Here is a 13,794-nt window from a genome sequence, read left to right as displayed (position 1 = left end):
TTCGAAAGCAAGGGGGAGACTAGTTCATCAGCTGAACATCAAGGTTCAGCAGATTAAGGCCTGTCCTCCGAGGTGTACTTTTTCTCCCTTGGCAGCCTGGTGGTATAGCATACGAAATTGACCAAGCAAGAAAGCCCTGAATGTCTCGCCTCAACGACTCCGAACTGCCCTTCTCGCTATTGCAGTTCTACAACACGGCCGAATACCCGTGCAGTTACCTGTCGGGTGAGCGGGCCATTTCGCAGGTCGCCACGCCAACCCATCTGATCACTACCGAAGTCTATGGCGAACTGGTGCGCAACGGCTTCCGGCGCAGCGGTGTCTTTTCCTACCGGCCCGACTGCGAGGAATGTCGCGCCTGCGTTCCGGTGCGTCTGCCGATCGAGCGCTTTGCACCCAGACGCAGCCAGCGGCGTAGCCTCAAGGCACACGCCACGCTGCATGCCCGTGAACTGCCGCTGATGTTTTTCGACGAGCACTATCGGCTCTATCTGCGCTATCAGGCGGCACGACACCTTGGCGGCGGCATGGACCAGGACAGCCACGAACAGTACTCGCGTTTCCTGCTGCAAAGCCGCATCGACAGCCGGCTGATCGAGTTCACCGAGAACGGCGAGCTGCGCATGGTGAGCATCATCGACGTGCTGAACGACGGCCTGTCCTCTGTCTACACCTTCTACGAGCCTGATGTCGAAGGCGCCAGTTTCGGTACCTACAACATCCTCTGGCAGATCGCTCAGTGCGCAGCCAACACGCTGCCCTACCTGTACTTGGGCTACTGGATACGCGACAGCCGAAAAATGGCCTACAAAGCCGGATTCAGGCCGATCGAGGGACTGATCGACGGTCACTGGCGGGAGTTCGATCCGTCCGACCCCAAGGTTGGCAATCGTTAACCCCGGGCAACAACCAACAACAGGCCGAGCCTACTGGCGCAATGATCAGCACCTTCGCCAGGCAAAGTGCTGGCGGATCAAAAAGGCGGCGATTGACGATCTGTTCGGCAACGATCCGGTAACGCCGCCGACGGCGCATTGACGTCAACGCCTGGGCAGTGACTTCGCCCAGCCGCTGCACAGCGCCCCACCCTGCAGACCACCAAGCACAGGCACCTCCTGAATCAATGCTCCGTGAGCCGCGTCGTTATTGGCTTGCGCGAGTGCATGCTCGCAAATCGCCATTCCATGCCTATAGCAGGGCCCACCGTCTCCTGCTCAAGCCGCAGATCCCCGTCTATCCGCTTGCCGCGCAAATGGCCGGAATCAACGGCATTCATAGAGCACAGGCGGCGTGGCGAAAAAACGGCTGGCAAGCGAGATGGCGAGAGCAAAAATGACCAGCGCCGCCGCGACGCCGTACGTGAACCGCATGCCGGTGGCCACGGGCTCGGGGTGAGCCGCTGCGACGTCGCTCGTCGCCGATGCAAGCGCAAACACGGCGCCCATGACCGATGCGCCGGTGATCAGCCCCAGATTGCGTGACAGATTGAGCAGGCCCGAAATGGCGCCGCGCCGGTCTGCACTTACACCTATCATGACGTTGGTGTTGTTGGCCGTCTGGAACAGCGCATAGCTGGAGGTGACGACGACGAGAGGAGCGACGTAGCCGGCGACGCCAAACAGCGCCGGCAGCAGGGATAGCGTGACGCAGCCGGCCGCCATACCGACGAGCCCGACGCTGGTCACGCGTTGTGCGCCGAAGCGGTCTGCGATGCGCCCGGCAGGCACCGCCGTCACCGCAGCGACCAGCGGGCCGACCGACAGGACGAGCCCGACAAGTGCCGTGTCGAGCCCGAGCGTGCGAGAGAGATAGAAGGGCCCGACGACGAGTGTCGCCATCATCACCGTCGACACGAGCATGCTCATCGCGAGGCTCGCACTCAACGCGTGATTGCGGAACATCGCCAGTCGGATCAAGGGCGCTGCCGTTCTCGTCTCGGCGAGCACGAAGAGGCCGACTCCGAAAACGGCAGCGAGCAGCAGAGCCACGTTGAGCGGGCCGAAACGGCCTCGCCCCTGCGTCATGGCGAGCGCATAGGCGGCGAGTGTCAGTGCCAGCAGCAGCGTGCCCACGGGGTCGAAACCGGTGCGAACAGTTTGCAGCGCTCTACGATCCTCGGGCAGGTAGCGAAGTGCGAGAAGAAAGGTCACGACACCCAGCGGCAGGTTGATGAGAAAGATCGCCCGCCAGCCAGCACCGGCGATCAGGATGCCACCGAGTGACGGACCGAGCGCCGTGCCAATCGCCGACATCGTCCCGAGCAGCCCAATCGCGCTACCGGTCCTTGCCTTCGGTATCGTCTCGCCGACAATCGCCATGGTGAGGGCCATCATGATGGCGGCGCCCAGGCCCTGGAGCGCACGGGCAGCGATCAGCAGCGAGAGTGTGGGGGCAACACCGCACAGCACCGAGGCCACGGTAAACAGGCTGATTCCGGCCACCAGCAGCCGGCGGCGTCCAACAATGTCACCGAGCCGTCCGACGCTGACGATCAGCGTGGTGATGGCGAGCAGATAAGCGAGGACAACCCACTGGACGGCCTGGAAGGAGGCGCTGAACGCCTGGGCCAGATCCGGCAAAGCAACGTTCGCTATGCTGATGCCGAGGGACGACAACAGCACGCAGAGCGAAAGGCTGGCGAGCGCCCAGCGAACTGAAGGGGCCTGTTCGGCGCATCGAGAGATCACCCCGTCTTGTCCTGCATTGACTGTATTCACCATGAACTCCTTTTCCCGACGGCTCCCGAACGGGAACTGTTGAAAGCATAGCCCCAGGCCTGACATGGCGGAAGACGCAGCATTTGCACTATATTCGTGCGCTTAACGCCATGATCCGATCATGCCGTGCTAAGGTGAATACATGTCGACACCCGATCTGAACCTGCTTGTCACCCTTGATGTGCTGCTCGCGGAAGGCAGCGTTGCGCGCGCCGCCCGACGCTTGCGGCTCAGTCCTTCGGCGATGAGCCGGACGCTGGCGCGCTTGCGCGAGACGACAGGCGATCCGCTGTTGGTCCGGGCCGGGCGCGGTCTTGTCCCGACGCCGCGCGCGATCGAACTGCGCGAGCGGGTCGCCCATCTCGTTGAGGACGGCAAAGCCGTCTTGCGCCCCGTCGACAAGCTCAATCTCAAATCGCTGGTCCGGACGTTCACGCTGCGCACCAGCGAAGGCTTTGTCGAGAACTTCGGAGCGCGCCTGATTGCCCGCGTTGGCGAGGAGGCGCCCGGCGTGCGGCTGTGCTTCGTGCAGAAGCCCGACAAGGACAGCACGCCGCTGCGCGACGGGATCGTCGACCTGGAGACTGGCGTTGTGGTGAAAACGACGGCACAGGAGCTGCGAGTGCAGGCCTTGTTCCGGGACCGTTTCATCGGTGTCGTGCGCATCGGGCACCCGCTGAGCCACGGCGAGATCACGCCTTCGCGTTATGCGGCCGGCCGTCACATCGGCCTGTCGCGCCGAGGCTTCGTTGCGGGGCCAATCGATGAAGCCTTGAAGCCGCTTGGGCTGGAACGGGAGATCGTCACGCTCGTCGGCGGCTTTTCGAGCGCGCTGGCCCTGGCTCGGGCCTCCGACCTGATCGCCAACGTCCCCGAACGCCACAGCGGATGTCTGCGTGCCGGAATGCACAGCTTTCCGCTTCCGGTCATTACGCCGGAGATCACCGTTTCATTGCTCTGGCACCCGCGCATGGATGCCGAACCCGCGCATCGCTGGCTTCGCGCGTGCGTCAAGGAGGCCTGCGCGGCACTCGCAGCACGCTAGAAGACCGCCGTTCGGCGTGAATCTGGGCTCGGTGGCCGGTGCGCAGTGCGTTGCGGACAGGGTTTGTAGACCGCCATTTCATGCGGCTTGCCAAGCCGATGCCTGCCGGGTGTTCATCGCTCGGCAGCCGCGGATTTCCGGCAAGGCCACAACATTCGCGCTCCCTTGTGCGCATGCTGATCAAGCAGCGCAAAGAAATCGGTGTGCATGGCCAGTTGAAGGAGTCCGCACCTTTTGCCGGGATTCGGTCCGGCGCGCTCTGCAGCAGACGGTGTGCCCTTAAAAAAATGGTTTTTGCAAGCGCTCACGGCGCTCACTCTGAATTCGCCGGTCACGCGTCCCGCTTGAACTCCGCCTCCGGCTGGCTCTCCATGTGCCATTGGCAGGTGCTATTGGGGAGTAATTTGACATTACTTGGTCAACTTACCCGATGCATCCTCCCCTCGGAAAACGGAAATCACTCCGATACCTTATCGCTCTGAAATTACCAAGATGAACGGCAGCAGCGCACCAGACTGCGGACGCTCACAATATCGTCATCGAGTACTTGGATCAGCGCATTTTGCGGGAAGCAATTGACGAGGAGCGCTCTCGATTCGATTCATACTAAATAATCATTCAGCCAGCACTCAAGAAAATGGAAACCATGCCGCCGGCGACAACCTGCTGGAAAGAGGATGGAAAAATTACCGGGCTCGAGGGATAAGCAGCACCACTGAAGCTAACGCATCAGGCGCTGATGGCCCGCTTTTCGTGTATTAGATCAACAAACTGGTCACTGGAAAGCGGTGGGTAGTAGTAATAGCCCTGCATGATTGTGCAACCGGACTGTTCAAGATAGTGCACCTGGATGGCCGTTTCGACTCCTTCGGCAACGAGCTTGAGTCCAAGCCCACGCGCAATCGAGATAATCGCCAGAACAACGGGAAAGTGCCCGTTCTCGCGCTGAATTTCCTTGACGAACGCTTGATCGATCTTGATCGTATGAACCGGGAAACGATGCAAATACGAAAGCGAGGAATAGCCGGTACCAAAATCGTCGATGGCCACGCTGACACCGAACTGGCACAGCTTGTTAAGTTGTTCGATGGCGTGCTGGGGGTTGCGGATGCAGATGTTTTCGGTGATTTCAACCTCGATTTGAGAGGGTGAAATACCGTAGTGCAAAAGTGTGCGGTGCATCTTCTCGAAAAAATCACCGCGATCGAGGTAGTTCGGCGAAATATTCATCGAGAGCCGAAGCGGCTCGCCTCCGGCGGCATTCCACTGCACAAGATCACGACAAAGCGCCCCCAGCATCCAGTCGCTGAGGGGAATCATCAGACCATTTTCTTCGGCAAACGGCAAAAAATCGCCTGCGCTCAGCAAGCCGCGTTCAGGATGATTCCAGCGCATCAGGCCTTCGGCGCCAACAATCTGCCCGCTAAGCACATCGATCTGGGGCTGGTAGAACATTTCCAGTTCATCCTGCTCGAGAGCACGACGCAGGCTTTGCTCCAGAGCGATGTTCTGATACGACGCGTCCAGCATCGTCGGCTCATAAAAAGAATGCCCGTTCTTGCCCTGAGCCTTGACGTGATACATGGCGATATCCGCGCGACGCAACAGCTCGTCAATCGATTCGCCGTCGGTGGGATAGATAGCAATTCCGATGCTGGCCGAGATATAGACTTCGTTGCCATCGAGATTGAAGGGGTGGCGCAGCGCTTCAAGAAATTTTTCGGCAATGATCTCGGCATCCTGCCTGTCGCGCAACTCAGGCAATACCACCGTAAACTCGTCACCGCCCAGACGCGCCAGTGTATCACCCCGGCGCAAGCAGTCTTTCAGACGGCCCGCAACTTGCTGCAACAGATCGTCGCCCTTGACGTGACCGAGCGTGTCGTTGACCAGCTTGAAACGATCCAGGTCGACGAACATGACCGCCAGCTCGGTCAGGTTGCGCCTGGCCTGAATCACGGCCAGACCCAGGCGATCCTTGAACAACAGACGGTTCGGCAGATCAGTCAGAATATCGTGGTACGCCTGATAGGAAATCAGCGCTTCGGCCCGCTTGCGCTCAGTTATGTCGCGCGCAACGCCATAGGTGCCGAAAAACTCCTGCTTGCTCACCTCTTTGCCCAAGGCATACATCCCCATCGAATTGAACGAGATGGTCATCAATGTATTCTCGAAGAAGCGATCCTGCTCGCTACCACCGCGGCTCTTCAGGCGCAGCTCAACATTCCTTGAAGCGCGCTCGCCAACTCGCCGTTCGTTGAAAACGTAGCGTGCGCGCTCGATATCTTCATCGTGCACCAGTATAGAATAGTGCTGGCCGATCAGTTCGTCCGTACTAAAACCGAGCAGTTGATGCGTCCTGTCATTGACGAAAGTGAATCGCCCATCCTGGTTCAGCGTATAAATGATGTCCGGCGAGCTATCGACAAGGTACCGGTAAAGTTTTTCCGAACACCCGAGTCGCCACGCGATATTGCGATTGTCATTTTCAAGACGTCGTTGCTGCAGGGCGTTATCAATGGTTTTTAGCAACTCTTCGCGGGTGTAGGGTTTGCGCAGATAGTCGTAAGCGCCACGTTTCAGTGAGCCAATAGCCGCTTCGATCCCGGTGTCACCGCTGACCACAATGACTTTGGTATCAATACCCCGGTCATTGATGAAATCCATGACTTCATGGCCACCGAAATCAGGCAGCCGCAAATCAAGAAGGAGCAGATCAAAGTGCAGCCGGCCCAGATGCTCAAGGGTCTCGCTGCCGGTTGCGGCCGTCACCAGTTGGTAGCCACAATCCTTGAGCAATTCGCAAAGACTGCTCAACAACCTCGGCTCATCATCCACCAGCAGCAGTCGCGGAGAATTTTCTGGCGCGAAGGCCGGCGGCGATTCAGCATTGCCCAGAGCAAAGTTGAGCGCGGCAGAATCGTAGGCGGAAATGACGTTCATGATGAGATCACGCCGAATCCCTGCCATGCGTGGCCTGGCCGGCACGCTTGCGGACCGGGAGCAAAATCTCGAATGCCGTCCCTTTGCTTCCACTGCGGCAAGTAATCAGACCCTGGTTCTTCTTGACCAGGCTGTGCACAATACTCAGACCCAGCCCGCGATGCCCATTGCCCTTGGTACTGCGCACCGGGGAAAAAAGATTCGCCAGAATTTCCGTGGGTATACCCGGCCCGCTGTCCCTGACACAAAGTTCGGTATACAGGAACCCATCCCGGTTAACATGGCCACTGTTGGCGATATGAATCTCGCCCCCGCCCGGCATCGCCTCGATGGCATTCTTGACCAGATTCACCAGAATCTGCTTGAGCGTATCGGCATTCCCTTCAACCACGGACGGCAGATCCTGCGTCTGAGCGATGATCTGCACGGCGTCAGGAACGAACTCGGTATCGCGAAACAGTCGAATAACGTCACGCACGACACGGTTAACTTCGGCTCCGTCTTGACGCAATGTCGGCTTCAGATCGGCAAGCCCCTTGATGATCTGGCCGACGCGATCAATTTCCTCATTGAGAATTGACATCTCGCCGACTACCGGCTCCTGTTTGTCTAGTTTGCTGCCCAGCACACTGAGGTAGTTCTTGATGATCGAGAGCGGGTTGTTAACCTCGTGTGCGACCCGGCGTGAAGCTTCCCGGTACTCTTCGGCAACACTGGCGACTCGCCGCGAGGTCTCACCGCGCTCACCCAGCGCCGCCTCGAGAGCCGCAGCCGCCTGTTCGGCAAAAGATCTGAGGAATCGTTCGCGCTGCTGCAAATCGGACACCTGCCATGAAGCTAACCCGCCAATCATCACACCCAGACATCGTGACCCCGAGATCAGCGGCAAACAGACCAGAGAATGGCTATCAAGAACACGTAGTAATTGCTCCTCCACAATACCTAGCGAATTCTCGTCCCGGCTAATAAAGGCCAGCCGTCGCTGCAAGGCCACTTCGGCCAGCACGCCGCCGCCGGCAAGCGCTATCGAAAACTCTCTCAGACGCTGCTTGTGCTCGCCCACAGGAACACCGACCAAAGCTTGCCCCGTGCCATTCATCAACAGAATGATCACGTCCTGGAAGTCAAACAACAGACGTGCCGAACGGCTCACCGATTGAAGCAGTCCGGCCTCACCCTGCTGATTGGAGAAAGAGCGGCCCGCATCGGAGGTCAGCACCAGATTGCGTATCTCTTCGGACAACTGCTGGTGCACTGGATCCTGAACCGGCCTTTCAGTATCACTTGCTGAGCGTACGGGCAATGTATCAACACCGTCCAGGTCGATACCCAGATATTCGGCCGACGTTCTGACTTGCGATTGGGCACCCCGGCTGATCAGCACCAGATCCTTGGCTTCGATGCCACACAGCGATCCAGCCTCCATGACATCCGGATCATCCTCACCGTGCAGACTGAGCAGATGCGCCAGGAGAACGATGCGGACGAGCGGATGGGCCAATTCCAGACGAGCAGCAGGTTCATGGTGGTAAAGCACGCTGTCGGCCAGAAAAGAATCGAGATTCCAGCGCTCGACCAGCCAGGCACCCGCCTCCGGATGGGAAATGCTCAGCGTACGTTGCTCTACGGCACAGAGGTTGTCGTCATCCACGGCGAGAAAATTTAGCGCGTACTCCCCGGGGGCAACCGCCAGTAGCGCCAGGCGGCCGACATCATGAAGCAGGCCGGCAAGATAGGCTTCCTCAGTGTGCGGATAGCGCATCTTCGCGGCGATTTCCCTGGCCATCACGGCGGCTGAGAGGGAATGCTGCCAGAAACCACGAAGATCGGTACTGTTCGCGTGGGAAAAATTGTTGAACACCTGAAACACCGACTCGCTGATCACCAGTGTCTTGATCATGTCGACGCCCAAGGCCATCAATGAGTGTTCAAGCCCGACCTTGCGCCCACTCCGGTGATAGGCCGAACTGTTGGCTACACCAAGAATCTTGCCGGTCATACCGGGATCCTTGGCGATAAGTTCGGCCAGAGCGGCCATCCCGACTTGCTCGCTCTGACATTGCTCAATCAGCTTGAGGAGAATCTGAGGCATGGCCGGCAGCCGGGCGACCAGCAAACGGTTGCGGATATCTGGATCAGCCTGATGCATTGATTTAACCGGTACTGCCGTCAAACAACCCGTATGAGTGGCAAAGTTACGATCAAAAACGTGAGTGTCAGACACTCCTCATTTCAGGCCATCAACTGCAGAATTCCCCCCTTTTGTTGTCCTGTCGATTATAAGCTGAGAAGAAGATATTACAAGAATCGAATTCTTGTTCCCGCCTTGTCGCTGATCCTTTTGACTGTGGAATCTTGCAATTTGATGTCGGATGTCCACAAATCGTCAAGTAAAGAAGGAACTCGGTTTGCGACAAATACTTGACGCCTCAACGAAGCAAGTCACTGGCCGTATTTTTCAGCGAAAGCCATCACTGACAGTCCTTGCAACACGAAAGAATGAGTAGTAGCCATCTGGAGCAACTCGCCATTCAGGTTAGTTGTCCGAAAACGCGCTTGATGCTCAACCGTGTTTACGGGCTCGACTGAAAGCTAGCGTCTGCGGTCCGACGGGGGAAAACTCGCAGGATGTCAGCAAATACATCACCACAAACAATCATTACGCCAAAATAGACGTTAGCACGTTTAGTGCCAGTTAATTAAGCGATTGATTTTATATTGAAATTTTTTATGGATAGGCAATTAGGCTAATGAAGCGTAAAAAAATCCGACGATGAATATGATCTTGGTGGCCTGCATTTATCCGCCAATCAGTCCCTGTACATTGCCTATCAGGGATTCATTCACGTCAAAAGCAAGCCGCACGACTGGAATGACTTCTCCGGAAATTGACGGCCACCGGACTATCTGTTCCCGCCTGCCAAATAGCGCAGAGCAGTCACAGGCAACTCGGCCCAGAGGGCCAGGAGATCGGCATTCGAGAGGTGGGCGCCGACCGTAGCGCGTGAGAATGGCGCAGCCCACGGTCGCCACATCAGGCCGCCGGCAAAGCGCGTCACCCCCTGCATGACCAGGATGCTGTTCATCCTGACCTCCTGCGAAACGTCGGCAATGACGCCCGACAGGGTCAGCAAGGCCTTGCGAAAGAGAATCACATCCTCCGGAAAGCGCACCGCCGAGGTCGACGCCAGCCTGTCCATCAACGCAGTCAGCCAGTCGAAACCGGGAAAGGTGCCCAGTTGCACCTGCCGGATCGACTGCGCAACGGCAAACTGTATCTGCGCCTCGTCAAGCGGCTGACCGAGCAGCGCGATTGCCGCACACACGCGCCTGTCGTTAAGCGTCAGCGCGCCCAGGATCAGTTGCACCACCGCCTCGCACTGCACCTTGCTGAGCTGCGTAGTCAGCGCCCAGTCGAGGATCGCCAGTCGCCCGTCCGCCGTAGCCATCAGGTTGCCGGCATGCGGATCGGCGTGGAAAACCGCCGGCGCAGCGTTGCTGCCCCAGAACGGCTGGGCCAGCAAGGCCCTGACGATGCGTTCTGCGCGCTGCTGCATTTCCGCTGGCGGCAAGTCCTGCTCGGTCACCTTGCAGCCGTCAACCCGTTCCATGGCCGTGACCGACGCGGTGGAAAACGGAAACAGGCGCGGAATCAGGATATCCGGCGAATTCGCATAGAAACCGGCGGCCTGACTCAGGTGAATCTGCTCCCGGTCTAGGCAAACTTCGTTGGCCAGCAGGCTGGCGACACTCTCCAGCGTATTGCGGTAGTCGAACACCGGCAAACCGTACTCCGAGCAGCGTTCTTCGAGATACGCGCCGAGCGCAGACCAGATCGGCAGCTCCTCGTTGAGCCGCTCCTGCACCCCCGGCCGCAGCACCTTGAAAACACCCCGCTGCGGCGGCGTGCCTCCATTCTGCCGCCAGACAAACGGCACGACAACGGCGACACTGGCCTCGGCCAGCGCCTTGCGCCCCACCTGCAAACCTGCAATGTGGCCGATTTCGCGCTCCAGCACCGGCTGGATTGCCGCCAGCGAATCGCTCGGCACCAGCGTTTCAAGCTCTTGCAAGCGACGGCGCAAATCGGCTGAAAGACGTTTGTCGTGGGCCACCACCTGCCCCAGCTTGTGCAGCGTCGGGCATAGACGAAAAAGGGCGAGCAAGCGTCGCGAACGGCTGGCCCTGGCCGGCAGCGCCCGTTGCGCTTCGTAGATGGCTTGCTGGCGGGCGGGCGACAGCCGCATGAGGAAAAACAGCAGCGCGTCCGCCAGCAGCGGGCGATATTCGGCATAAGACGGCGGCAACAGCTCGGCCAGGCCGAGCAATTTTTCCAGCAAACCGCTGTCGAGGTCCAGATCGGAGGAGAAGTTCATGAAGTGTTACAGCGAACGTAGCTGCAAAGCGGCAAGAGACGCAGTTTACAGCAATTCCAAGCCCGTCATGCCGCACAGGCGTGTCGGCGAAGGGTAAATTTGTTATAGCGTAAATTCATTGAATTCCGATAGGGGTAGAGAAAGACACCCGTCCTCCCCTCCCTCCGAACCGTGCGTGCGGTTCTCCCGCGCACGGCTCTCCAGTCAGTGGTTTCCTCAACGGGATGGGCTCGCTGACCTACGGGCTTCGGTCATCGTGAAAAGACCCAGTCCAGCGAAGTAGGCATTTGGCCATCGTTTATGATCGGCGTGACATCGTCCCAAACCCGGGCGCTTGTCCTGCTTGCGCAGGATCGCCCGCAGTCGTCGGCGGATGAATCCATCCAGCCTTGGAAACACCCTGCGGCCAGCATGCTTGAAGTAGCCATACCAGCCTCTGATCGTCGGGGTGAGGTCGGCGATGATCCGCGCCATGCTGTCGCCTCGGGTGCGACATGTCTTTTCGCGGATCTTGTCCTTGAACCCTTGTAGGCTCTTTTGCCTCACCCTGCGCTTCCCCGCTTCGAACCGGTAGCCAAGAAATTCAAACCCTTGTCCTTCAAGCAGGCAATTCCCAACGTGGGTTTTGTTCGGGTGAAGGGTCAGGCCATTGGCGTTGACCCACACGTTGACTTCGTTCAGTGCCATTTGCGCTTGTTCCGCACTCTGGCACAGGATGACAAAGTCGTCCGCGTAGCGCACCATGCGATAGCCCAGCCTTGCCATTCTTTCGTCCAAGGGGTGCAGGTAGAGGTTCGCCAGTAGCGGGCTGATGACGCCGCGAACGATCTTGCATAATTTGCTTTCCTGCGTGTAAATTGGCTGAATCCTCGTCATCACTAAACCCTTGGCCCGGATCAACCCGAAAGACGACGATGATCTCCTCTTTGTGAATTTCGATCCGCTTTACCAGAGCACGGATGATCTCGCGTTTCGTGGCAAAGTCCACTGTACTTAATTTATCATTGACAGCTGCGGCAAATTCTTCGAGACGGCTGATCACGAGAAATAGCTCAAATTGTCCTGTTTGTCGATGACGCGACTCGTCGATCTGCTGATTAATCTGTTCAAGCCTGACCTTAAATTGTCTGATTTTCGGATCGAAATCGGTTTTGTCAATTAATTCATCGGCATAACTATCGATGAGCCGTGACTTCCCTTTTTCCAGGTGAAGCTTCTGTTTCTCCAGAGAGATCGTGTCGGCCCCGTCCCTGTCGGAGCGCTCGAGAACATCCAGCCTACGCCAATATTCGGTTCTCAGTCGATCGGGCTGGGCAAGTAGCGCCACGACTTGTTGCCATACGAGTTCATCGAGCCGATCAGTTCGCACTTGATGATTGTCACAAAGGCGCACGCCACCGAAACGGTAGGCATCAGTTCCAATGCAGCGGTAATAAGCATACTCTCGGCCCCCGTTGCCTGCCGCCTTACTCACCTTCTTGCCGTAATAGGCATAATGACAATGGCCGCAGACCGTCAAACCTTGCAAAAGATAGGCTGCACCGTGACGGCTTTGCCGCGCCGATTTACGATTCTCGTCGAGTTGCTCATGAACCGCCAGGAACAAACCTTCGTTAATGATCGCTGGCACCGGAATCTCGATCCAGTCACCCGGTTCAGTACGCACCGAAGAGTAGGTCTTCTTGCGTGTTTCGGCGCTATGACGCTGCGGACGTACGCGCGGCAAGGGATCGCGTACATGTGTCTTGCCAAAGGCCGCTTTGCCCATGTAGGCCGGATTCTGTAGCATCCCCCACACCGTGCTTCGATCCCAAACGGGCTTGCCCGATGCGCTCACAATGCCTGTTTCAGCAAGACGGCGGACGACTTCACCGATAGTTAGCCGATCGATCCCAATCCAGGTAAAAATATTTCTCACGGTGGCGGCTTGCGGCAGATCAATCACGTACTGCGCCGGCGACCCATCGGCCTGCTTGCGGACATAGCGATAGCCAAAGGGGGCCGTCGAGAGAACATTCACACTACCGCGTTTGGCCGCATGTAGCTTGCCGCGACGGTTGCGCTCCATGATCTTGGCACGCTCGTATTCAGAGAACATGCCTTGCATCTGCAGCAATAGCGCTTCTTCCGGTGTCGTGCCGATAGCATGATTGAGGAACACAACTTCAACACCACACGCAGACAGTTCCTCCATGAGAAGAACCTGATGGGCATACTTGCGTGACAATCGGTCCGGTGACAGTACGTAGAGACGATCAACATCACCGAGTGCCGAACGATCCCTGAGCCGCTCCAATTGCGGTCGGATCAGCGTGGCGCCACTGACGCCCGCATCGATAAACCGCATATCTTCTGTGCTCTTTCCACCATCGGCTGCGATCCGCTCAATCAATGCACTGATCTGGCTTTCGATCGTACCGTTCTTGGCTTGCTGATCCGAAGACACTCGGGCGTAGAACGCCATCATCATAGAGTTGCTCATTGCCTACCCCGTTTAGCAGAAGTGGGGGCGGTCATTGCAGGCGTACACAAGGCCGGTGCCAACATCGAACGTCCATCCGTCGGTTTCAGCTGCTCGTAAACCTGCTTCAACTGCTCAGAGGAGAATCGATTCGGTTCGAAAGCAATACGAACGAGCCAACTGCGCGACTTTCTGGTCATTGCTGAGCTTCTCTGTCGATGGAGGTAAAGCCCTCAATAACGAGCGACATCT

7 protein-coding genes and 1 pseudogene are annotated in these 13,794 nt (G+C 57.9%); 2 read left to right on the top strand and 6 right to left on the bottom strand.

Going from position 1 to position 13,794, the window contains the following annotated elements; genetic code table 11:
* Positions 1 to 140: 140 nt before the first annotated feature.
* Positions 141 to 896 (top strand): arginyltransferase, encoded by a 756-nt coding sequence (locus JNM42_RS15795; RefSeq protein WP_294272289.1) that lies wholly within the window; start codon positions 141 to 143, stop codon positions 894 to 896.
* Positions 897 to 1,262: 366 nt separating this feature from the next.
* Here the strand turns inward: JNM42_RS15795 and JNM42_RS15790 are convergent, their stop codons facing one another.
* Positions 1,263 to 2,687: an MFS transporter gene (locus JNM42_RS15790; protein ID WP_294272286.1), complete on the bottom strand. Its 1,425-nt coding sequence runs from the start codon at positions 2,685 to 2,687 to the stop codon at positions 1,263 to 1,265.
* Between the two features lie 172 nt (positions 2,688 to 2,859).
* On the opposite strand from JNM42_RS15790, the gene JNM42_RS15785 reads away from it, so the two are divergent.
* A complete protein-coding gene (locus tag JNM42_RS15785; RefSeq protein WP_294272284.1) occupies positions 2,860 to 3,762 on the top strand; it encodes a LysR family transcriptional regulator in 903 nt (300 codons plus the stop codon).
* Positions 3,763 to 4,491: 729 nt separating this feature from the next.
* Here JNM42_RS15785 and JNM42_RS15780 read toward each other — a convergent pair.
* The 5 genes and pseudogenes from JNM42_RS15780 to JNM42_RS15760 all read right to left on the bottom strand — a co-directional run.
* The gene (locus JNM42_RS15780) at positions 4,492 to 6,705 is read right to left on the bottom strand and encodes an EAL domain-containing protein (protein WP_294272279.1); all 2,214 of its coding nucleotides are present in this window, start codon (positions 6,703 to 6,705) and stop codon (positions 4,492 to 4,494) included.
* Positions 6,706 to 6,712: 7 nt separating this feature from the next.
* A complete protein-coding gene (locus JNM42_RS15775; protein ID WP_294272276.1) occupies positions 6,713 to 8,854 on the bottom strand; it encodes an HDOD domain-containing protein in 2,142 nt (713 codons plus the stop codon).
* Positions 8,855 to 9,608: 754 nt separating this feature from the next.
* Complete coding sequence (locus JNM42_RS15770) at positions 9,609 to 11,081, bottom strand: AarF/UbiB family protein (protein ID WP_294272272.1); 1,473 nt, start codon at positions 11,079 to 11,081, stop codon at positions 9,609 to 9,611.
* A gap of 216 nt (positions 11,082 to 11,297) precedes the next feature.
* A complete protein-coding gene (locus JNM42_RS15765) occupies positions 11,298 to 11,846 on the bottom strand; it encodes a group II intron maturase-specific domain-containing protein (RefSeq protein ID WP_294272269.1) in 549 nt (182 codons plus the stop codon).
* A gap of 574 nt (positions 11,847 to 12,420) precedes the next feature.
* Positions 12,421 to 13,545: pseudogene (locus JNM42_RS15760) on the bottom strand (recombinase family protein); the annotation flags it as partial.
* Positions 13,546 to 13,794: the final 249 nt, after the last annotated feature.

It is taken from the genome of Propionivibrio sp. (assembly GCF_016790145.1).
Lineage (GTDB): Bacteria > Pseudomonadota > Gammaproteobacteria > Burkholderiales > Rhodocyclaceae > Propionivibrio.
This window is presented reverse-complemented; position numbering and strand designations above follow the sequence as displayed.

Bases quoted from the DNA above. Each gene is read 5' to 3' on its own strand.
- JNM42_RS15785 (WP_294272284.1), top strand. From the start codon at position 2,860: ATGTCGACACCCGATCTGAACCTGCTTGTCACCCTTGATGTGCTGCTC.
- JNM42_RS15780 (WP_294272279.1), bottom strand. From the start codon at position 6,705: ATGAACGTCATTTCCGCCTACGATTCTGCCGCGCTCAACTTTGCTCTG.
- JNM42_RS15770 (WP_294272272.1), bottom strand. From the start codon at position 11,081: ATGAACTTCTCCTCCGATCTGGACCTCGACAGCGGTTTGCTGGAAAAA.
- JNM42_RS15775 (WP_294272276.1), bottom strand. From the start codon at position 8,854: ATGCATCAGGCTGATCCAGATATCCGCAACCGTTTGCTGGTCGCCCGG.
- JNM42_RS15795 (WP_294272289.1), top strand. From the start codon at position 141: ATGTCTCGCCTCAACGACTCCGAACTGCCCTTCTCGCTATTGCAGTTC.
- JNM42_RS15765 (WP_294272269.1), bottom strand. From the start codon at position 11,846: ATGGCAAGGCTGGGCTATCGCATGGTGCGCTACGCGGACGACTTTGTC.